We start from the raw sequence: 18,001 nt of genomic DNA on the forward strand, positions 1-18,001 counted from the left end.
AGTATTGTTCTCCGCTCTGCTGTAGGAGTTCTCCTCCTCGCGATTTGGCAGACGCCTGTTGTGGCGGCTGCGCAAACAAACGAACTCATGTCGACCGATGCCGGCCTTTTTGAACTGCCGGCAACCGCAGAAGGCATCACGTGCCGCGATGTAGAGTTCTTGCTGGAGCCAGACGTCACATTGGTCAGACAGTGCGGCATCGCCTACTCGCCGATGCTGCTGGCGGTGGCTATCGAAGCAAAGTGTGTCGTTCGGGGTGATATCCCGCCAAACGGGATACCTGTTCCGCAAGCGTCAGCCTGCAACATAGCCTTCGATGATGATCCTGAACTCGAGGGACTAGATCTGCCTGAAGAGAGCAAAGAGAATACTACGCGGTGGTTTCGCAGTGCTGCGGAACTCTCCTTTGCTGGACATCGCTTCCACTTCACTGGGACACGTGCAGAAATTGGTCGGGCCAACACTCTGCTGCCCATCGAATTTCAAATTGGTGACGATGCGTCACAGATCGGGCAACCAGAGCTTGGATACACAAGAGACCTAGTCGGAGATCATTTCCAATGACCGCCCCCCTCTCCGATCTCGAACGCCTGCGCGCCAGCATCGACAATATGGATGCGATCCTGCTGCACACGCTGGCCGAACGCTTCAAGCTGACCCAGCAGGTCGGCCACCTGAAAGCGAAGCATGACATGCCGCCGGCCGACAAGGCGCGCGAGGCCCGCCAGATCGAACGGCTGAAACGCCTCTCCGAAGAAAGCGGGCTGGACCCGGCTTTCGCGGAGAAATTCCTCAATTTCATCGTGGCCGAAGTCATTCGCCACCACGAGAAAATCCGGGAGGGCCAGGAATGACCGTCCCGAAGAAGACGTGCCCGCATCTTGCCCCTCACAAGCAAGGCGCAGGCGCAGCAGCTGCCGGCTTCAGCCGGCAAACAGCTGCGAGCAAACGCTAAACGAAGACGCCATAAGACACTTAAGGAGATACACCATGGCTCTCAAAATCCGGCTCGCCCGCGGCGGGTCCAAGAAGCGGCCCTTCTACCGGGTCGTCGTCGCCGACGCCCGCGCCCCGCGTGACGGCCGTTACATCGAGAAGATCGGCACCTATGATCCGCGCCTGCCCAAGGACCGCGAAGACCGCGTGAAGATCGATGGCGCCAAGGCCGCCGACTGGATCGCCAAGGGCGCCATCCCGACCGATCGCGTCGCCCGCTTCCTGAGCAAGATCACGCTCGAAGGCGCTTCCGCTCCGGTCTATGCCTGGGAGCACGGCAACAACCCGCAAAAGGGTGAGCCGGGCACGAAGGCGAAAGAGCGCGTGCAGGAACGCGCCGACAAGGAAGCCGCCCGCAAGGAAGCCGAGGAAGAAGCCAAACAGGCTGCCGAAGAGGCCAAGAACGCTCCGGCTGAGGAAGAGGCTCCGGCCGAAGAGGCCGCTGCCGAGGAAGCTCCGGCTGAAGAGGCCGGCGAAGAGGAAAAGACCAGCTAAGGCGGTCTTTCAACGCGTTAGACTTAAGGCCGGACAGGACACTGTCCGGCTTTTTTTTGCGCCTGTTACGGGACTTGCGGAAATCCATCCGCCCCCTTCGCGCGCCAGCTATAACCCCAGTCCTCCCATCGCTCTGACAGGGCGGTCCGGACCGGCCGGATGGCGGTGGGGGTGCGGAGGTGACTTGGCTGCGGGCAGGGCGTAACGCCCCTGCCGTGCGGTGAGCATCGTGTGGGACGAAGGCGGACGCCAGCAGCCTGGCGTTGCAGACCGTTACCGAGATGGGCCGGGAAGGGACACCCGAACGGCCGACACCCTTCGCAGGGCGCGTCCTCAATGGGCGCTCATAGCCGTCTCGAAAGAGCGGCAGTCCATCAGCGTCCCTTCAGGACGCGCCCGGCCCTGTCTTTGCGGGGCGAGAGAGAGCGCCAGCGGGAGACCGCGTGGCGGATCTGGTGCTGCTTTCACGCCGCTCATCCCGGCGCAGGCCGGGATCCCGTGCCGCAGGCGGACCGCTTCAATCGCCTGAGACCCCGGCCTTCGCCGGGGTGATCGGGCAGCAGCCCTGAGCGCGATCCATCGCGCAGGCGAAGCCGGAGCGGGGATCAAAGCCAAGAAGGCTTACATCTGCATCGTCCAGCCTTCGACGCCCATGGCGGCCTGGCGGATGGCTTCCGACAGGGTCGGGTGGGCGTGGCAGGTGCGGGCGACATCTTCGGAGGCTGCGCCGAACTCCATGGCGACGCAGATCTCGTGGATCATCTCGCCGACCCCGACGCCGACCATGTGGGCGCCGAGAATGCGGTCGGTCTTGGCGTCGGCCAGCACCTTCACGAAGCCGAGCGTCTCGTGATTGGTGCGCGCGCGCGAATTGGCCTGGAAGGGGAACTTGCCCTTCTTGTACTCGATGCCGGCCTCTTTGAGTTGCTCTTCGGTCTTGCCGACCCAGGCGATCTCCGGATTGGTGTAGACGACCGACGGGACGAGATCATAGTCGACATGGCCCGCCTTGCCGGCGATCAGTTCGGCCACAGCCGCCCCGTCATCCTCGGCCTTGTGGGCCAGCATCGGGCCGGCAATGCAATCGCCGATCGCCCAGACACCGTCGGCAACCTTGAAGTGGTCCTGGGTCTCGATGACGCCGCGCTTGTCGGTCTTGCCGCCGACATTTTCCAGGCCGAGGCCTTCGGTATAGGGCCGGCGGCCAACGGCCACGATCACGGCATCGGCTTCGAGCACTTCCTCGTCGCCGCCCTTGGCCGGCTCCATGAAGAGCTTCAGCTTGGATTTGAGCTTTTCCACGCCGGTGACCTTCTGGCCGAGACGGAAGTCCAGCCCCTGCTTCTTGAAGATGCGCTGGGATTCCTTGGCGACCTCATTGTCGGCGCCCGGCATGATGCGGTCGAGATACTCGACCACGGTGACCTCTGCGCCGAGCCGCGACCAGACCGAGCCGAGCTCCAGGCCGATCACGCCGGCCCCGATCAGGATCAGCTTCTTCGGCACATCCTTCAGCGCGATGGCGCCGGTATTGGTGACGATACGCTCTTCGTCGATCTCGATGTTCGGCAGGGTGGACGGCTCGGAGCCCGTCGCGATCACGATGTTCCTGGCCTCGAGCGTCTGCGACTTGCCGTCGGCGCCATCGACCTCGACCTTGCCTTTTCCGGCAATCTTGCCGAAGCCCTTGATGTAGTCGACCTTGTTCTTCTTCATCAGGAATTCGACGCCCTGGGTGAGGCCTTTCACCGCCTCATCCTTCTGCTTCATCATCTGCTTGAGATCGAGGTCGACCTTTCCGGTCTTGATGCCGAGGTCTGCGAAATTGGTCTGCGCGGCCTCGAAGAGTTCGGAGGCATGCAGCAGCGCCTTGGACGGAATGCAGCCGACATTGAGGCAGGTGCCGCCGAGCGTGCCGCGCTTCTCGATGATGGCCGTCTTCAGGCCAAGCTGGCCGGCCCGGATTGCACAGTTATAGCCGCCGGGTCCGCCCCCGATAATGACGACGTCATAGGTGTCTGCCATGGAAATTCCGCCTCAGAAGGTCAGTGGTGTTTGATCGACCGCGAACCTAAGCATTGACGCTACGAAATCAATGCGCCTTGCGCCTCATTTCCTGTGGCAAAATACCAGCACGCCGGCGATCACGAGCAGGAAGGGCGCGAGGATCGCCTCGTCCGACCAGAGCGACGGGTCGGCCTGGGTGACCATCAGCGCCGTCATCGCCGCGAACAGGACAGCCCCGGCCGAGAACACCCAGGCATCGAGGCGCGCGGTCAGCACGGCCAGCAGCCCGCCCAGGATCATCAGCGAGGTCGCAATCAGCCGCAGGAAGGAGACCGGCGGATAGAACAGCTCCGTCATCAGGTCGCTGCCGAAAGAGATCTGGCGCATGATCGGATGGACCGTCTTCCAGAACATCCACCCGGAAACGGCAATCCCGACGAGCCCTGCCAGCCGCCTGATCAGCATGAGGTTGTCCTCCCGATACACCCCGGTCGTGCGGCTGTATCCAAGGCTGAATTGCAGGGCTTTTCAAGTGGGGCGCACCGGTCAGGCTGTGCGCGGCGGGCGCCCGCTACCAGGCGCCGGCCGTATCGGAGTGGACTTCATCGGAGAGGGCGTCTGTCATCCCCTCTTCCCTCTCGGCCTCTTCGCGGCGGAAGACGACGAGCGTCAGGAAGAGCACGGTCAAGATGGAAAGATAGATATAATCATCGCGCCAGACATCGATGTTATAGTTGCCGTGGAAAATCTCGAGCGTGACACAGGCAAACAGGAAGGTCGAAATCCCGGCGAGCCAGGCCCCGCCCTTGCGTTCCGTCAGGGCGGCGAGACCGGCCAGGAAGGCCGCCACGGCCGAGGTCGTGCGCATGACGATGGTCGGTTCGACCATGATGGACGGGATGGAGATATCGACGGTGGCGTGGATGAAGTGCGCCAGCCCGACACCCAGTTGCCACATGCACCAGGTCCCCAGGAGACCAAGGCAAAATCCGCAGAACTGCCGGAATCGCATGGGTCCTCCCTTTCCGGTTCTGGCCGTTTTCAAAACGCTTCAGGAGATAAGCTTACGCCCTCGGCCTCAACAGTTTGTGAAGAAGACCTGTCGGATTGCCACAATCTGGCCGAAACAGGCTCAACCTCAGCGTCCGCGACGGGCCCGCATGCGCCGGCCTTCGGCGGCGAAATGCGCGCGCTGGCGCGCGATAGCGGCCGGCATGGGCTGGCGCCGGCGGGGCTTGGCGGGAATGGGCTCAGCCCCGGATTTCGTCTCGCCCCGCGCCATGAGCGCTTCGAACTGCTCCTGGCTGAGAGTCACACTGCCCTCTCCGGTCTCGACTGCCTCCTCGACCGTCCGCGGCTTGCGATGGCGCAGAAGGACCACGGCGAGGCCCAGCATCAGGACGATCACACCGCCACCGGCGACCATGCCTTCCGGCCCGCTCGGATCGCGCCACCAGCCGGCTTCGAAATCGACGAGGTAGAAAACCGGGATCGAAGCGGCCATGCCCATGGCATACCAGAGGATCGATCCCTTCCCGCGCCGGGCAACGCAAACCGAAGCGGCATAGTAACAGAGCGAGGCGAGGAAATAGGGCGCGCCATAGGCAAAGCCGAGCTCGCGCCAGTTGATATTGTTGAAGCCAAGCGCCGGATCCGGATGGAAGAACAGGCTCAGAAACATCATGATGCTCGGCCAGCGGATAGCCGTCAGCGCGCCAAACGCGAACACGATGGCGACACCCGAAATAAGGAGAGCGATGAGACGGCGCTGCATACCATCCTACCTACGGCATTTACCATTTATGCCACATGAATGGTTGCGCCGGATTTTCAGATCATCGGAAAGGTTGTGTTCACGAATTCGCCATCCCGGCTTGGACAGGCGCGCGCCGTGACATATTTGCGGAAAGATGAGTGCTGCATCGACCTCCCTCCGGCGCACGGCGACCGGGCTCACCCTCGCGGGCGCCCTGCCCTTTATCGGCCTCGCCATCGCGATGGCCTTTCTGGAAGCACCCACCAATGCAACGGCTGGTTTCTGGCTGCAGGTCTACGCGGCCGTCATCCTGAGTTTTCTCGGCGGCATTCGCTGGGGCATGGCGCTGGCGCAATCGCAGACCCATCCGAGCGTGCTCGTCCTGTCGGTCCTGCCGGCGCTGGCGGGCTGGGTCATCGTCCCGGCCGCCACCCTGCTTTCGGCGAGCCAGCACGCGGAATGGTATCTGGCCTTTGCCGCCCTCTTCGCCCTGCAGCTTGTCTGGGACTGGTCCTCGCAGGCCGTGCCGGGCTGGTTCAAGCCGGTCCGTCTCACCGTCAGCCTGATCGTCATCGGAAGCCTTGCAGGCGCCTGGCTGATCCAGGTCTATCTTTTCTAGGCTGCGCCTCAGACGGCTTCCCTGGGCAGGGCAAAGGTCGCCGCCCGGAAGCTCAACAGCGCCAGGCCGAGCGAGACCAGCGCGTTCCAGCCGGCCATGGACAGGCCGAACAGGCTCCAGGGTGCATCCGTGCAGGAAGAGGTCGCCGTGCGCTCGTCAATGCTGCCGAGATCGAGGTTCATGACATCGACCGTCTCGACCGCGCACCCTGCCGGCGCCGGCCACCAGCCCCACTCGACCCCGGCATGAAAGGCCGCCACCACCGTCCCGGTCAGGAAGACAAGCGCCAGCATCACATTGAAGGCGACCAGAAAGCGCCGGTTCTGGCGGATATTCCAGAGCACCAGCCCGGTCGCCGCCATGGCGATCGCCGCCCAGTAGACCTCACGCTGGCGCAAACAGAGCGGACAAGGCAGGAGATAGGCGAAATGCTCAAAGGCATGCGCCGTCGCCAGCATTGCGCCAGATGCAAGCAGTGCAAGCAGCGGCCAGCGCCACGTCTCCAGAACCGGCGAAAGTGCGGCGGTCATTCGTCCCTCACCTTAATTACGAAGTGCCCTGCAGTGGACAATGACCGTGGCGCCAATATGGCGCAATGCGGCGATGGAGCGCGGAGGCGCTCAAACCCCCGTCAGGGTGCGGACCCCGAGGCTTACCAGAGCCAGGAGCGTAAGGATCCAGGCGGTTCCGATAATCGAACCGAGGATGACGAGCACACCGTCGCGCGCCATCAGGCCGAAGGCGACAATCGCGACCCCGACGCCCGGCACCGTATTGGTCGATGGCAGGGGCACGAGGATGGAGGCACAGAAGAAGACCAGGAAGAAGCCGATAATCCGCTCGCCGCGCGCGCCCATCAGGAAGGTGAAACGCGGGCGGGCAATCGCCTCCAGCCAGCCGAACCATTTGCGCCCGCCCTGCGCGGTGCGGGTCAGCCCCTTCTTGTTGATCATGCGCTCGCCGAACTTGTGCGGCAGCCAGGGCTCCTCGCGGCCTGCCACCATCTGCCCGGCCAGTACCATCATGGGCAGCGAGACGACCTGCGGCACGCCATAGAGGAACGGGATGCAGCACGGCAGCGCCAGGATGAAAAGCGCGGCCCCGAAGGCGCGCTCATCCAGCCGGTCGAAGATCTGGCGCAGCGAAAAGCCCTCCTCCGGCGCTTCGGCCGCCATCGCTTCGATCGACTGAAGAAAGGTCCGCGGGGCCGGGTCATGGGTCATGGGAAAGACGCCTATCCCGCTTTGAGCGACTGGTCGAGGTGATTGACGCACGAAGTGAGGTAAGGCACAGGCAATTGCCCGCAGATTGGCCCCGGTGGTGGAATTGGTAGACGCGACGGATTCAAAATCCGTTTCTGGCAACAGAGTGCCGGTTCGAGTCCGGCCCGGGGCACCATTTTTATCCGGTTTGCTTCGCAAAATTTTCGATCCAGTGAATCGAAAATAGGATAAAAATGCCCCGGCAGGGGCTCCGGATCCTCGGCGTTTTCTTTTCTCCTCTCCGCCCTAGCTCACCCGTCACAGCCATCACGGGAGACCACCATGTCCGCGGTCATCATCGGCGCCACAGGCGGGATCGGCCGGGCCCTCACGCTCGGCCTGAAGGAGAGAGGCTATGGCAAGCCCATCCACGCTTTGTCCCGCTCCGGCGGCGGGGACTGGCCGGCCGGCATAGCGCCCGGCCGCATCGACATTCTCGACGAAGAGAGCATCGCCGCGGCAGCCGGAACTGTCGGCGACCCGGACCTTGTCATTGTCGCAAGCGGCATTCTCTCCGATGGGGACCGGCTGCAGCCGGAGAAATCCTGGCGCCACCAGTCGATGCCCGCCTATGAGGAGGTTTTCCGGCTGAACACGTTCGGCCCCGGCCTGGTCGCGAAACACTTTCTGCCGAAGATGCCGCGCGAGGGCCGGGCCGTCTTCGCTGCCCTCTCGGCCCGGGTCGGCTCGATCGGCGACAACGGCTTTGGCGGCTGGCACGCCTACCGCGCCTCCAAGGCCGCGCTCAACATGCTGATCCGAAATTTCGCGATTGAATGGGGCCGCAAGAATGCAGACGCCATCTGCGTCGGCCTGCATCCGGGCACGGTCGATACCGCGCTCTCGGCGCCCTTCCAGGCGAATGTGCCGGACAAGCAGCTCTTCACCCCTGACCAGTCAGCGGGCTATCTGCTCGACGTACTGGACGGCCTGACGCCGGAAAGCTCCGGCCGGGTGTTTGACTGGAAAGGCGAGGAAATCCTGCCCTAGGCCGGCCCGGCCGTGTTCATCATGACGGCATTGGCGTCATAGACTTCCGCATCGTCGGGCTTAATCCCGGTGCCGGTAATGATTTCGAGGCTTTCGGTCGTCTTCTCCGAGCCACCGCCGAGCGGCAGGCCGATGCCGACACCGACGCCGACCCCGGAATAGCCGCTCCCGCTGGAGCCACCGACGGAGACAGACGAGCCGCCGCCACGCGAGCCTTCCATTTCAGTATAGCCATGCACGACGCGGAACCACTCGCCGCCATTGTCCAGCGTCACTTCAGCCGCCCGGCGCAGCGCATAGCGCCGCGCGGTCTGCGGGTCGAGCGCGGTATAGCTGACGCGGTAGCGGTTCGATTCGATCGGCTGGACGAGATAGCCCTGCGCCGAGGAAGAGGTGGCCGGACCGTAGGGCTTGGTGGTCGTGCAAGCAGCGACACCGAGCGTGAGCGCACCTGCGAGAAAGATGGATCTGATCATGTGGTCAATCCTGCCATGGAAGTCTGAAAGGGGCCAGCCTGTTGTGGACTCTACGAGATGAACGCACGGCAACGCCGGGGTTCCGGCGAGGTTCAGCTTCGGTGTCCTAGGATGAATCATACAGCGCGCCGGGCTTCCCCGATCCCGGCAAGAGGCGCTGTGCGGGTTCGCGCCGGCTTGCCACCCTGTCTACATCTGGCAGGCCCCGAGCGCATCCATACGGCAGAAAGCCTGTGGCGGAACGGTGACGCGAAGGGGACAGCGCCCGTTCCGCCCGCTTTCTCCCGCGCCTAGTCTTTCTTTCCGTTCCGGTTGCGCCCGAAATTGGTTTCAGCGGTGTCCTGACCGGCTTCGATGATCGCCTTGCGAATGCCGCGCGCGCGCGCGAATTCCTGCATCAGCGTATCGCCATCGCCCCAGCGGATCGCACGCTGCAGGGCAGCAAGGTCCTCGCTGAACCGGCCCAGCGTCTCCAGCACGGCCTCCTTGTTATGGAGGAAGACATCGCGCCACATGGTCGGGTCGGAGGCGGCGATGCGGGTGAAGTCCCGGAAGCCGCCGGCGGAATATTTCACCACCTCGCCCTCGCCGACGCTCTCCATGTCATAGGCCGTCGACACGATGTTGTAGGCGATCAGGTGCGGCAGGTGGGACGTAATCGCCAGCACCCGGTCGTGCCGGGCGGCATCCATGATCTCGACCCTCGAGCCGAGCGCTTCCCAGAAGCTAGCGAGCCGGTCGACCGCGCCTCTGTACGCCTCGTTTTCATCCGGCAGCGGGGTCAGGATATGCCAGGTATTCTGGAAGAGCGTGGCAAAGCCGGCGGCCGGGCCGGACTTTTCTGTCCCGGCAATCGGGTGACCCGGAATAAGGTGCACGCTCGCCGGGCAATGCGCCTTCATGGCATTGAGCGGGCTCTCCTTCACCGAGCCCACATCGGTCAGGATAGCGCCGGGCTTCAGATATGGCGCGATCGCAGCCGCCGTCTCCTCCACAGCGCCAACCGGCACGCAGAGGATCACGCAATCGGCATCGCGGCAGACGGCTTCGAGTGTGCCGGCGACCTCGCCGAGACCGAGACGGGACGCTTCCTCGCGCACATCCTCGCTCCGGTCATAGAGCACCAGCGATCGCGCGGCCCCCGTCTCGCGGGCGGCCCGCGCGATGGACGAGCCGATCAGGCCGGCGCCGATAATGGCGACCCGGTCGAAGAGGGGCGCCTCCACCATTCAGTCTGCCTTCGCGAATGCCTCGAAGGCCTCAAGCACTTCGTCATTCCCTTCCTTTGTGCCGATGGTCAGGCGCATGCATTTCGGCAGGCCGTAGGCGACCATATCGCGGATCACGATCCCGCGGGAGCGCAGGAAGGCGTCGGCATCCGCCGCACGCTTGCCGTCCTTGTCCTCGAACTCGATCAGCAGGAAGTTGCAGACGCTCGGATAGACCTTGTAGCCCATCGTCTCGAGCGCCGGCTTCATCCGGTCGAGTTCGGAATTGTTGTGATCGGCTGACCTGGTGACGAAGCTGTCGTCGCCAAGCGCGGCAATCGCGGCGGCCTGGGCCAGCGAATTGACGTTGAACGGTCCGCGCACGCGGTGGATCGCATCGATCACGCTTTCCGGCCCATAGGCCCAACCGACCCGAAGGCCGGCCAGCCCGTGAATCTTGGAGAAGGTGCGCGTGACGAGCACGTTCGGCTCCTCGCCCGCCATCTCCATGCCGGCGGCATAATCGTTCTGGCGGACATATTCGGCATAGGCCCCGTCCAGCACCAGCAGGATGTCGTCGCGCAGCCCCTTGTGCAGCCGCTTGACCTCATCGTACGGCACATAACTGCCCGTCGGATTGTTCGGATTGGCGAGGAAGACGATCTTCGTCTTGTCGGTCACGCACCCCAGGATGGCATCGACATCGGCGGTGAGGTTGGTCTCCGGCGCGCTGATGCATTTGGCGCCGGCCTGCTGGGCGACCAGCTTGTAGACCAGGAAGCCGTGCTGCGACTGGATGATCTCGTCGCCCGGCTGCAGATAGGCGCGGCCAAGCAGCTGGAAAATCTCGTCGGAGCCCGCGCCGCAGACGATCCGGTCCGGATCGATGCCATATTTCTTGCCGAGCGCCTGACGCAGCGCGAAGGCCGATCCGTCCGGATAGATCTCGACATGCTCGGCCGCCTTCAGCAGCGCCTCATGGGCTTCAGGGCTGGCCCCGAGCGGGTTCTCGTTCGAGGACAGCTTCCAGCCATGGTCGAGTTTTTGCCCGCCCTTGTAAGGCGTGATCTCAAGAATATTCGAAAGCGGCTTTGGCCCGGTCATACGCATTGGCTCCCTTCTTCGCCATCCTCGTGGTCAAAACGGATGGGAAAATCAAGCCGCCGGGTGCGGATGACCGGGGCAAATCTATGCTTTCAGGAATTCCGTTAGATCGGTGACGAGCTGTCCGGAATGCGTTGCCGTCAGGCCGTGCGGGGCGCCATCATACTCCTTGAGCGTCGCATTCTTCGCGCGCTTGACGGCCTGGCGCGCGGTCGCATCGATCGGCACCGTCTGGTCGCCTGTCCCGTGGATCACCAGAAGCGGAACGTCGATCCCGTCCACATCGGGCCTGAGGTCGGTCTTGCCGAAAGCATCGACACAGTCGAGCGTCGCCTTGGGAGACGCCATCATCGCCATCTGCCACGACCAGTCGATCACCTCGGGCGAAACACCGCCGCCCTCGGTGCCGACGCCATAGAAATCCTTGAAGAAACCGGCCAGGAATTGCTGGCGGTTCTGGCGCAGCTCCGCCTTGATGCCTTCGAAAACATCAATCGGCGCGCCGTCCGGATTGTCATCTGTCTGCAGCATGTAAGGCGCAATCGAGGCGATCAGCGCGGCCTGCTTCACGCCTTTGCCATTGTGCCGGGACATGTAGCGGCAGACCTCGCCGCCGGCCATGGAGAAACCGGCCAGCATCGCATCCTTCAGGCCGAGCTGGTCGATCACTGCGGCCAGGTCATCCGACATGGTGTCATAGTCATAACCGCTCCAGGGCTGTTCGGAACGGCCAAAGCCGCGCCGGTCATAGGAGATGACCCGGTAGCCGGCCTCTGCCAGCTTGACGGCCTGGTATTCCCAGCTGTCGGCATTGAGCGGCCAGCCATGGATAAGAATGACCGGGCGGCCTTCGCCCCAGTCCTTCACATAGATGTCGGTGTCGTTGGCGCCTTTGATATAGGGCATGTCCAGATCCTTCCTGCCTGATGGGTGTTCGATATGAAGGCAATGAAAATCAGGCAGTGACGTTCCTGACCGGGCGTCATACAAGCGTGACTTCTTGACTTCCGGGCTCAGTCCGGACACCTCAGGCGCTCTATGCCAGACACAGGCCGTATTCCTCTGAGCGAGGTACAATACCTGACGCTGCCGGACCCGCTGCCGCTCGACTGCGGCGAGCGGCTCGAAACCGTGCGCGTCGCCTATGAGACCTGGGGCGAACTCAATGCCGACAAGTCGAACGCCATCCTTGTCTGCCACGCCCTGACGGGCGACCAGTTTGCAGGTTCGGAAAACGTCGTGACGGGCCGACCGGCCTGGTGGCCGCGCATGATCGGGCCCGGCAAGCCAATCGACACCGACCGGTTCTACGTCATCGCCACCAATGTGCTCGGCGGCTGCATGGGCACAACGGGCCCGGCCTCGATCGGCCCGGACGGCAAGCCATGGGGCACGCACTTTCCGGTCATCACCATTTCCGATATGGTCCGCGCGCAGCGCGCCTTCATCGACGCGCTCGGCATCGACACGCTTTTCTCGGTGATGGGTGGCTCGATGGGCGGCATGCAGGCGCTCGAATGGGCGGTGCAAAGCCCGGAACGGGTCTTTACCGCCGTGCCGATTGCGACAGCGGCGCGCCATTCAGCCCAGAACATCGCCTTTTACGAGGTCGGCCGCCAGGCCATCATGGCGGATCCGGACTGGTGCGACGGGCATTATCTCGCCGAAGGCCGCCGGCCCGGCCGCGGACTCGCGATTGCCCGCATGGCCGCGCACATCACCTATGTCTCGGAATCGGCCCTGAAACGGAAATTCGACCGTGGCCTGCAGGACCGAGACCAGGCAAGCTTCAGCTTCGATGCCGACTTCCAGGTCGAATCCTATCTGCGCTATCAGGGCCATTCTTTCGTCGACCGCTTCGACGGCAATTCCTATCTCTATGTCACGCGCGCCATGGATTATTTCGACCTCGCCGGACGCTATGACGGCCGGCTGGCCGAAGCCTTCCGGGGCACGCCGGTGCGCTTCTGCCTCTTCTCCTTCTCATCGGACTGGCACTATCCACCGCAAGCCAGCCGCGAGATCACCCGCGCCCTGGCCGCGGCCGGTGCCGAGGTCAGCTATCTCGAGATCGAGTCCGACAAGGGCCACGACGCCTTCCTGCTGGAAGAGCCCATCTATGAAAAAGCCCTGGCCGGCTTCCTGTCCGCCAGCGCCGACAGGCGGGGCATCTGATGGCTGAGACCCAATCGATCCGGGCCGACCACCTGGCCATCGCGACCCGCGTGCCCGAAGGCGCGCGCGTCCTCGATGTCGGCTGCGGCAATGGCGACCTGCTCGCCCTGCTTCAGAGTGAGAAGCATGTGAATGCCCGTGGCCTCGAACTCTCGGCGGCCGATGCCGGCGTGGCGCTGGCGCGTGGCCTCTCCGTCATTCAGGGCGATGCTGACAGCGATCTCGGCGTCTTTCCGGACAATGGGTTCGATGTCGCCATCCTGTCCAAGGCGATCCAGCAGATGCGCCGGCCGGTTTTCGTGCTGCAGGAGCTGGCGCGCATCGCGCCGGAAATGATCGTGTCGTTCCGGAATTTCGGCCTGTGGCAGCGCCGCATCTCGCTGATGACCTCCGGGCGCATGCCCGGTCATCGCGCCTGGCATGACGAAGGCGCGCTTCACCCCTCAACGGCGCGCGACATGATCGAGCTGTCGACGGAGCTCGGGCTTGAGGTCGTGGCCATGGCGCCAATGCACCGCAACCGTGTGGGCGGCTTTCGTGACGCCGGCCTGTCGCGCCTGAACTGGGGCGCCGACGAAGTGATCCTGCATCTGCGCCGGACATAGAAAAGCCGGCTGGCCCCTGACCTCCAGCCGGCTTTATGCACTCTCAGAGAATAGAGAGACGTGCCTAGTTTGCGAGCGCTTGCTCGTCTTTTTCGCCCGTGCGGATACGGGTCACCGAATCCAGCCCGGACACAAAAATCTTGCCGTCACCGATGGTGCCGGTGTTTGCCGCGCCGATGATCGCTTCGGCGAGACGGTCCACGTCCCCACCAGCGCAAGCCACCTCGACTTTGACCTTGGGAAGCAGCCGGACTTCATACTCGGCGCCGCGATAGACCTCCGTCTTGCCTTGCTGGCGGCCGTAACCGCGCACTTCCGAGACGGTCAGGCCGGCAACGCCAGCCTCGCTCAGCGCGTCGATAACGGCATCAAGCCGGCTCGGCTTGAAGATGGCGGTAATAAGTTTCATGGCCCCTAAGCCTCCCAATCTGCAACAGTCTGATGAAAGCGCGCGGTTACTGAAGCGTCAACGCGTGATTTCCGGTGTTTTTCAACGCTTTTTACCTCTGCCTCTTTTCTAGGCAGTTGTGCCGCTCCTTTGCGCCCGCCGGCCAATTCCGTCACAGGCGCCGCGGCACCGCCGCCCGGACGAGCATATAGCCTTTTGACGGCTTCGACCATCACGACACCGCCGAACCCCGGAACGAAAAGCTCGCCGACCCGTTCCCAGCCTTCCGCACCACCGGCCAGCGGCCCCCATTGGATCGGCGGCACATGAACCGCCGTCGTGCTGGCGGTGACCTGAAAGAGATGGTCGTTGAGATAGGCGATAAGCTGGCGGCGGGTCCAGGGGCGACCATGGCCGAATGGCGTGTTCTCGAACAGCGACCAGAGCCCCTTTCGGTTCGCCACCGCAATCAGGACCCGCCCTTCCGGCGCCAGCACCCGCCACGCCTCGCGCAGCACCGCGCGCGGGCTGTCGGCCTCCTCGATGGCATGCAGCAGGATGATCCGCTCGAACGTGCCGTCGCCAAACGGCAGGCGGTCCTCATCGACCAAGCAGGTCGAGACCCCGCGATCGGTGGCCGCCCAGGCTGTCTCCGCGCCCAGATGCGGCGTTGTCGAGATGCAGGCTTTCGCCGTACCGGCATAGCCACTGAGCAGCGGGCGCGCATGGCCCATGCCGAGCACATTGAGGCCGGTACAGTCTCCCCAGAGATCGCCCATACGCTTCATCATGAGGAAGACGGCCGCCTCGCCGAGGCGGCTGGCATAGAAGGCATCGAGATCGCTTGCGGCCAGTCTCATCAAAAACCCTTGTTTCGTGCCACCCTGATAGCGTTAAATGGGGGCATGATCGACGTACACCAATTCCCATGTCTCAATGACAATTACGGATTCCTTGCGCATGACCGTGAGAGCGGCATGACGGTGGCCATCGATACCCCCGACGGGGACAAGTATCTCGAAGAGGCCGCGGCGCTTGGCTGGACGATCGATGCCATCTGGAACACTCACTGGCATCCCGACCATGCCGGGGGCAACCTCAAGATCAAGGATGAGACCGGCTGCCGGATCATCGGCCCGGCCGGCGAGGCGCAGAAAATCCCTGGCATCGACGAGCAACTGCGCGGCGGCGACACGGTCAAGCTGGGCCACTATACCGTCCATGTCATCGACGTGCCGGGCCATACGCTCGGCCATATCGCCTATCACATTCCCGAGGCGAAGCTGGCCTTTGTCGGCGACGCGCTGTTTGCGCTCGGCTGCGGCAAGGTGTTCGAGGGCGATCCGAAGATGATGTGGTCGAGCCTGGCGCGCCTGAAGCAGCTGCCGCCGGAGACGACCATCTACTGCGCGCATGAGTACACCGCCGCGAACGCAAAGTTCGCCCTCTCGGTCGATCCGGAGAATGCGGCGCTGACGGCCTATGCCGAGGAAGTAAAGCACAAGCGCCAGCAGGGCGACTGGACGGTGCCGACGCAGCTCTCGCGAGAGCTGGAGGCCAACCCCTTCCTGCGCGCCGATGATCCGGCCATGCAGGCAGCCATGGGCCATCCCGGCGACCCGGTCTCGACCTTTGCGGAGATCCGCCAGCGCAAGGACAATTTCTGACGATGCCGGCGCTTTCCGGCGATCTGGGCGCAAACGAGATTATCCGCCTGCTCGGGCTGCAGCCGCACCCGGAAGGTGGCCACTTCGCCGAAATGTACCGCAGCGCGAATGACGGCCGTGCCGCCTGCACGACGATCTATTACCTGCTGCAAGCCGATGAGCTCTCAGCCTGGCACCGCGTCGATGCCGACGAGGTCTGGGCCTGGCACGCCGGCGGGCCGCTTTCGCTGACCCTTTCGCCGCCCGACGGCAAGGGCGCGACCGCCAACACGCTCGGGCCCGACCTGCGTGCCGGCCAGCGCCCGCATCTCGTCGTGCCGAAAGACCACTGGCAGACCGCCGAAAGCCTCGGCGCCTGGACGCTGGTCAGCTGCTTCGTCGCCCCCGGCTTCGACTTTGCCGGCTTCGAACTGGCCCCCGACGGCTGGCGCCCAGAGGTCTAGCCAATTCACCCCGCCGTCAGGCCCCCATCGAGGACCAGTTCGGCGCCGGTCATGTAACTGCTTTCGTCAGACGCCAGGAACAGCATGCCGTTGACGATTTCCTGGATCGTGCCCGTGCGGCCGAACGGGACGCCTTCTGCCGTCATGCCGGCCAGCGTCGCGTCTCTCGGCATATTGTCCTGTTCGTTCTCGCTGGTGCCGATGAGCGTGTCCCAGATCGCCGTCGAGATAATGCCGGGATGGATGGAATTGACGCGAATGCCGTCCTGCGCCGCCGCGCATTCGAGCGCGGCAGACTTGGTAAAGCTGCGCACCGCGGCCTTGGTCGCGCAATAGCAGGAGAAGTTGGCCGTCGACCGGATGCCCGCCACCGACGAGACGTTGATGATATTACCTGTCCCCGCCGCCCGCATAAGCGGCAGGGCATGCTTCACGCCCAGGAAGACGCCGTCGACATTGACCGACATCATCTTGCGCCAGAGCGACAGCTCCATCTCATGGACAAGGCCGGTCATGCCGATCCCGGCATTATTGATGAGAACATCGAGCCTGCCATGCCGCTCGCGGATATCGGCCATGACGCCAATCCAGGCCTCTTCGGAGCTGACGTCATGCGCGATGAAATGGGCCTGGCCGCCCTTGCCCTCGATCTCGGACACGAGCGCCTGACCGGGCTCGGTTTCGATATCGGTCGCGACAAGGATGGCGCCTTCTTCCGCGAAACTCAGCGCGGCCTGCCGGCCGATCCCCTTGGCTGCGCCCGTGATGCAGACCACCCGGCCTTCAAACCGCTTCGCCATTGGCGTCCTCCTCTCTCCTCCCGCCCCTCACGGCGGATAGTCTGAGACGAGAAGAGCGAGGCGTTTCACCTCATGCAAGTCTGACGTGGGGGCATGGACACCCTCAGGCCGGGAACGGCCCCGCCTTGCTGAGACTGGAGCTCACTTCGTGGCCGAGCACGGTCTCCAGCCATTTCGCGGTCTCGATCAGTTTCGAGAGATCGAGGCCCGTGTCGAAGCCGGAGCGTTCCAGCATGTAGACCACGTCTTCGGTCGCGACATTCCCCGTGGCGGCCGGGGCGAACGGGCAACCGCCAATCCCGCCGCAGCTGGCATCGATGACGTCGATGCCTTCCTCGATGGCGGCGGTGACATTGGCCAGCGCCGCCCCGCGCGTGTCGTGGAAGTGCATGCGCAGATAAACGTCCGGCGCCTCGATCAGGACACGCTCGATAAGCGCACGCACCTGCCAGGGCGAGGCCACCCCGATCGTGTCGCCAAGCGCCAGTTCACCGACGCCGGCGCGCTGGGCGCGAGCCGCCAGATTGGCGACGACCGCCGGGTCCACCTCGCCGTCATACGGGTCCCCGAAGGCAACCGAGATGGTGGCCGACAGCGGAATGCCGGCCTCATGGATCAGCGGCGCACACTGGGCGAGCATGTCGGCGCTTTCCGACGGGCTCATACCCTGGTTGCGGCGCCCGAAGCCTTCGCCCGCGACAAGGACAAAATTGATCTCGTCGGCCTTCGCATCGATGGCCCGGCGCACGCCCTTTTCGTTCAGCGCCAGCGCGATGTGGCGCGTCGGGGTCGTGCGGTCGAGGCCCATGAACACCTCGGCACTGTCGGCCATTTTCGGCACAGCCTTGGGCGAGACGAAGCTGCCGGATTCCATGCGCTTCACGCCGCACGCTTCCAGCCGCGCGATGAATTCGAGCTTCTGCTCCGTCGTCAGATTGCCCGGATCGTTCTGCAGCCCGTCGCGCGGGCCGACCTCAACAATATCAATGCGTCTTGTCATGAGGTGTTTC

Annotated in this window: 23 protein-coding genes and 1 tRNA gene; 10 read left to right on the forward strand and 14 right to left on the reverse strand. The window is 63.9% G+C overall.

The features are described from left to right. From B8784_RS13530 to rpsP, 3 genes are all read left to right on the forward strand, one after another. The coding region (locus B8784_RS13530) for a hypothetical protein (protein ID WP_233356145.1) at positions 1 to 564 on the forward strand (564 nt) is incomplete at its 5' end. Then, positions 561 to 854: a chorismate mutase gene (locus B8784_RS13535; RefSeq protein WP_084398479.1), complete on the forward strand. Its 294-nt coding sequence runs from the start codon at positions 561 to 563 to the stop codon at positions 852 to 854. The genes B8784_RS13530 and B8784_RS13535, both read left to right, overlap by 4 nt. Positions 855 to 990: 136 nt before the next feature. Next, complete coding sequence (gene rpsP, locus B8784_RS22115; RefSeq protein WP_084398480.1) at positions 991 to 1,491, forward strand: 30S ribosomal protein S16; 501 nt, start codon at positions 991 to 993, stop codon at positions 1,489 to 1,491. 621 nt (positions 1,492 to 2,112) lie between these two features. Here the strand turns inward: rpsP and lpdA are convergent. The 4 genes from lpdA to B8784_RS13560 all read right to left on the reverse strand — a co-directional run bounded on the left by lpdA (position 2,113) and on the right by B8784_RS13560 (position 5,272). Next, positions 2,113 to 3,516, reverse strand: a complete 1,404-nt coding sequence (gene lpdA, locus B8784_RS13545) for a dihydrolipoyl dehydrogenase (RefSeq protein WP_084398481.1) — start codon at positions 3,514 to 3,516, stop codon at positions 2,113 to 2,115. 84 nt (positions 3,517 to 3,600) lie between these two features. After that, positions 3,601 to 3,963, reverse strand: coding sequence for a hypothetical protein (locus B8784_RS13550; RefSeq protein ID WP_084398482.1), 363 nt, complete (start codon positions 3,961 to 3,963; stop codon positions 3,601 to 3,603). 106 nt (positions 3,964 to 4,069) lie between these two features. Next, positions 4,070 to 4,456, reverse strand: a complete 387-nt coding sequence (locus tag B8784_RS13555) for a hypothetical protein (protein WP_084398483.1) — start codon at positions 4,454 to 4,456, stop codon at positions 4,070 to 4,072. A gap of 180 nt (positions 4,457 to 4,636) precedes the next feature. After that, positions 4,637 to 5,272 (reverse strand): Asp23/Gls24 family envelope stress response protein, encoded by a 636-nt coding sequence (locus B8784_RS13560; protein ID WP_084398484.1) that lies wholly within the window; start codon positions 5,270 to 5,272, stop codon positions 4,637 to 4,639. 136 nt (positions 5,273 to 5,408) lie between these two features. Here B8784_RS13560 and B8784_RS13565 point away from each other — a divergent pair, with 136 nt between their 5' ends. Further along, complete coding sequence (locus B8784_RS13565; protein WP_084398485.1) at positions 5,409 to 5,873, forward strand: DUF3429 domain-containing protein; 465 nt, start codon at positions 5,409 to 5,411, stop codon at positions 5,871 to 5,873. 8 nt (positions 5,874 to 5,881) lie between these two features. On the opposite strand, the gene B8784_RS13570 is transcribed toward B8784_RS13565, so the two are convergent. Then, positions 5,882 to 6,403 (reverse strand): disulfide bond formation protein B, encoded by a 522-nt coding sequence (locus B8784_RS13570; RefSeq protein WP_084398486.1) that lies wholly within the window; start codon positions 6,401 to 6,403, stop codon positions 5,882 to 5,884. 90 nt (positions 6,404 to 6,493) lie between these two features. Beyond that, positions 6,494 to 7,096 (reverse strand): exopolysaccharide biosynthesis protein, encoded by a 603-nt coding sequence (locus B8784_RS13575; RefSeq protein WP_084398487.1) that lies wholly within the window; start codon positions 7,094 to 7,096, stop codon positions 6,494 to 6,496. Between the two features lie 88 nt (positions 7,097 to 7,184). Here B8784_RS13575 and B8784_RS13580 point away from each other — a divergent pair. Together B8784_RS13580 and B8784_RS13585 are read left to right on the forward strand one after the other, a co-directional pair. Continuing rightward, positions 7,185 to 7,271 (forward strand) — tRNA-Leu (locus tag B8784_RS13580). 146 nt (positions 7,272 to 7,417) lie between these two features. Continuing rightward, positions 7,418 to 8,125 (forward strand): SDR family NAD(P)-dependent oxidoreductase, encoded by a 708-nt coding sequence (locus B8784_RS13585; RefSeq protein ID WP_084398488.1) that lies wholly within the window; start codon positions 7,418 to 7,420, stop codon positions 8,123 to 8,125. Here B8784_RS13585 and B8784_RS13590 read toward each other — a convergent pair. The 4 genes from B8784_RS13590 to B8784_RS13605 all read right to left on the reverse strand — a co-directional run bounded on the left by B8784_RS13590 (position 8,122) and on the right by B8784_RS13605 (position 11,819). After that, on the reverse strand, positions 8,122 to 8,601 hold the full coding sequence (locus tag B8784_RS13590; RefSeq protein WP_084398489.1) for a CC0125/CC1285 family lipoprotein: 480 nt from the start codon (positions 8,599 to 8,601) through the stop codon (positions 8,122 to 8,124). The genes B8784_RS13585 and B8784_RS13590 overlap by 4 nt on opposite strands. 290 nt (positions 8,602 to 8,891) lie before the next feature. Next, positions 8,892 to 9,830 carry a prephenate/arogenate dehydrogenase family protein gene (locus B8784_RS13595; protein ID WP_084398490.1) on the reverse strand — a complete coding sequence of 313 codons (939 nt, stop codon included), beginning with the start codon at positions 9,828 to 9,830 and terminating at the stop codon, positions 8,892 to 8,894. Next, positions 9,831 to 10,913, reverse strand: a complete 1,083-nt coding sequence (gene hisC / locus B8784_RS13600; protein WP_084398607.1) for a histidinol-phosphate transaminase — start codon at positions 10,911 to 10,913, stop codon at positions 9,831 to 9,833. Between the two features lie 84 nt (positions 10,914 to 10,997). Further along, positions 10,998 to 11,819 (reverse strand): alpha/beta fold hydrolase, encoded by an 822-nt coding sequence (locus tag B8784_RS13605; protein ID WP_084398491.1) that lies wholly within the window; start codon positions 11,817 to 11,819, stop codon positions 10,998 to 11,000. Positions 11,820 to 11,951: 132 nt separating this feature from the next. Here B8784_RS13605 and metX point away from each other — a divergent pair, with 132 nt between their 5' ends. Further along, positions 11,952 to 13,088 carry a homoserine O-acetyltransferase MetX gene (gene metX / locus B8784_RS13610; protein WP_084398492.1) on the forward strand — a complete coding sequence of 379 codons (1,137 nt, stop codon included), beginning with the start codon at positions 11,952 to 11,954 and terminating at the stop codon, positions 13,086 to 13,088. Further along, complete coding sequence (locus B8784_RS13615) at positions 13,088 to 13,693, forward strand: methionine biosynthesis protein MetW (RefSeq protein WP_084398493.1); 606 nt, start codon at positions 13,088 to 13,090, stop codon at positions 13,691 to 13,693. Before metX ends, B8784_RS13615 begins: the two co-directional genes overlap by 1 nt. 64 nt (positions 13,694 to 13,757) lie before the next feature. Here the strand turns inward: B8784_RS13615 and B8784_RS13620 are convergent, their stop codons facing one another. Continuing rightward, entirely contained in the window at positions 13,758 to 14,102 is a 345-nt protein-coding gene (locus tag B8784_RS13620) for a P-II family nitrogen regulator (RefSeq protein ID WP_084398494.1), read from the reverse strand. 5 nt (positions 14,103 to 14,107) lie between these two features. After that, positions 14,108 to 14,941, reverse strand: coding sequence for a class I SAM-dependent methyltransferase (locus B8784_RS13625; protein WP_084398495.1), 834 nt, complete (start codon positions 14,939 to 14,941; stop codon positions 14,108 to 14,110). Between the two features lie 45 nt (positions 14,942 to 14,986). Between B8784_RS13625 and gloB the strand changes: the two genes are divergently transcribed. Beyond that, positions 14,987 to 15,748 (forward strand): hydroxyacylglutathione hydrolase, encoded by a 762-nt coding sequence (gene gloB, locus B8784_RS13630; protein ID WP_084398496.1) that lies wholly within the window; start codon positions 14,987 to 14,989, stop codon positions 15,746 to 15,748. Between the two features lie 2 nt (positions 15,749 to 15,750). Next, the gene (locus B8784_RS13635; protein ID WP_084398497.1) at positions 15,751 to 16,191 is read left to right on the forward strand and encodes a cupin domain-containing protein; all 441 of its coding nucleotides are present in this window, start codon (positions 15,751 to 15,753) and stop codon (positions 16,189 to 16,191) included. A 5-nt stretch (positions 16,192 to 16,196) separates the two neighbouring features. On the opposite strand, the gene B8784_RS13640 is transcribed toward B8784_RS13635, so the two are convergent. After that, a complete protein-coding gene (locus B8784_RS13640; protein WP_084398498.1) occupies positions 16,197 to 16,991 on the reverse strand; it encodes an SDR family NAD(P)-dependent oxidoreductase in 795 nt (264 codons plus the stop codon). A 103-nt stretch (positions 16,992 to 17,094) separates the two neighbouring features. Next, the gene (locus tag B8784_RS13645; RefSeq protein ID WP_084398499.1) at positions 17,095 to 17,991 is read right to left on the reverse strand and encodes a hydroxymethylglutaryl-CoA lyase; all 897 of its coding nucleotides are present in this window, start codon (positions 17,989 to 17,991) and stop codon (positions 17,095 to 17,097) included. Positions 17,992 to 18,001: the final 10 nt, after the last annotated feature.

Source organism: Henriciella aquimarina, from assembly GCF_002088975.1.
Lineage (GTDB): Bacteria > Pseudomonadota > Alphaproteobacteria > Caulobacterales > Hyphomonadaceae > Henriciella > Henriciella aquimarina.

What these genes read in the sequence shown, in the direction of transcription:
- lpdA (WP_084398481.1), bottom strand. Translation starts at nt 3,516, where the DNA reads ATGGCAGACACCTATGACGTCGTCATTATCGGGGGCGGACCCGGCGGC.
- metX (WP_084398492.1), top strand. Translation starts at nt 11,952, where the DNA reads ATGCCAGACACAGGCCGTATTCCTCTGAGCGAGGTACAATACCTGACG.
- hisC (WP_084398607.1), bottom strand. Translation starts at nt 10,913, where the DNA reads ATGACCGGGCCAAAGCCGCTTTCGAATATTCTTGAGATCACGCCTTAC.
- B8784_RS13620 (WP_084398494.1), bottom strand. Translation starts at nt 14,102, where the DNA reads ATGAAACTTATTACCGCCATCTTCAAGCCGAGCCGGCTTGATGCCGTT.
- B8784_RS13550 (WP_084398482.1), bottom strand. Translation starts at nt 3,963, where the DNA reads ATGCTGATCAGGCGGCTGGCAGGGCTCGTCGGGATTGCCGTTTCCGGG.
- rpsP (WP_084398480.1), top strand. Translation starts at nt 991, where the DNA reads ATGGCTCTCAAAATCCGGCTCGCCCGCGGCGGGTCCAAGAAGCGGCCC.
- B8784_RS13535 (WP_084398479.1), top strand. Translation starts at nt 561, where the DNA reads ATGACCGCCCCCCTCTCCGATCTCGAACGCCTGCGCGCCAGCATCGAC.
- B8784_RS13590 (WP_084398489.1), bottom strand. Translation starts at nt 8,601, where the DNA reads ATGATCAGATCCATCTTTCTCGCAGGTGCGCTCACGCTCGGTGTCGCT.
- B8784_RS13595 (WP_084398490.1), bottom strand. Translation starts at nt 9,830, where the DNA reads ATGGTGGAGGCGCCCCTCTTCGACCGGGTCGCCATTATCGGCGCCGGC.
- B8784_RS13645 (WP_084398499.1), bottom strand. Translation starts at nt 17,991, where the DNA reads ATGACAAGACGCATTGATATTGTTGAGGTCGGCCCGCGCGACGGGCTG.
- B8784_RS13625 (WP_084398495.1), bottom strand. Translation starts at nt 14,941, where the DNA reads ATGAGACTGGCCGCAAGCGATCTCGATGCCTTCTATGCCAGCCGCCTC.
- B8784_RS13585 (WP_084398488.1), top strand. Translation starts at nt 7,418, where the DNA reads ATGTCCGCGGTCATCATCGGCGCCACAGGCGGGATCGGCCGGGCCCTC.
- B8784_RS13615 (WP_084398493.1), top strand. Translation starts at nt 13,088, where the DNA reads ATGGCTGAGACCCAATCGATCCGGGCCGACCACCTGGCCATCGCGACC.
- B8784_RS13555 (WP_084398483.1), bottom strand. Translation starts at nt 4,456, where the DNA reads ATGTGGCAACTGGGTGTCGGGCTGGCGCACTTCATCCACGCCACCGTC.
- gloB (WP_084398496.1), top strand. Translation starts at nt 14,987, where the DNA reads ATGATCGACGTACACCAATTCCCATGTCTCAATGACAATTACGGATTC.
- B8784_RS13560 (WP_084398484.1), bottom strand. Translation starts at nt 5,272, where the DNA reads ATGCAGCGCCGTCTCATCGCTCTCCTTATTTCGGGTGTCGCCATCGTG.
- B8784_RS13570 (WP_084398486.1), bottom strand. Translation starts at nt 6,403, where the DNA reads ATGACCGCCGCACTTTCGCCGGTTCTGGAGACGTGGCGCTGGCCGCTG.
- B8784_RS13575 (WP_084398487.1), bottom strand. Translation starts at nt 7,096, where the DNA reads ATGACCCATGACCCGGCCCCGCGGACCTTTCTTCAGTCGATCGAAGCG.
- B8784_RS13635 (WP_084398497.1), top strand. Translation starts at nt 15,751, where the DNA reads ATGCCGGCGCTTTCCGGCGATCTGGGCGCAAACGAGATTATCCGCCTG.
- B8784_RS13565 (WP_084398485.1), top strand. Translation starts at nt 5,409, where the DNA reads ATGAGTGCTGCATCGACCTCCCTCCGGCGCACGGCGACCGGGCTCACC.
- B8784_RS13640 (WP_084398498.1), bottom strand. Translation starts at nt 16,991, where the DNA reads ATGGCGAAGCGGTTTGAAGGCCGGGTGGTCTGCATCACGGGCGCAGCC.
- B8784_RS13605 (WP_084398491.1), bottom strand. Translation starts at nt 11,819, where the DNA reads ATGCCCTATATCAAAGGCGCCAACGACACCGACATCTATGTGAAGGAC.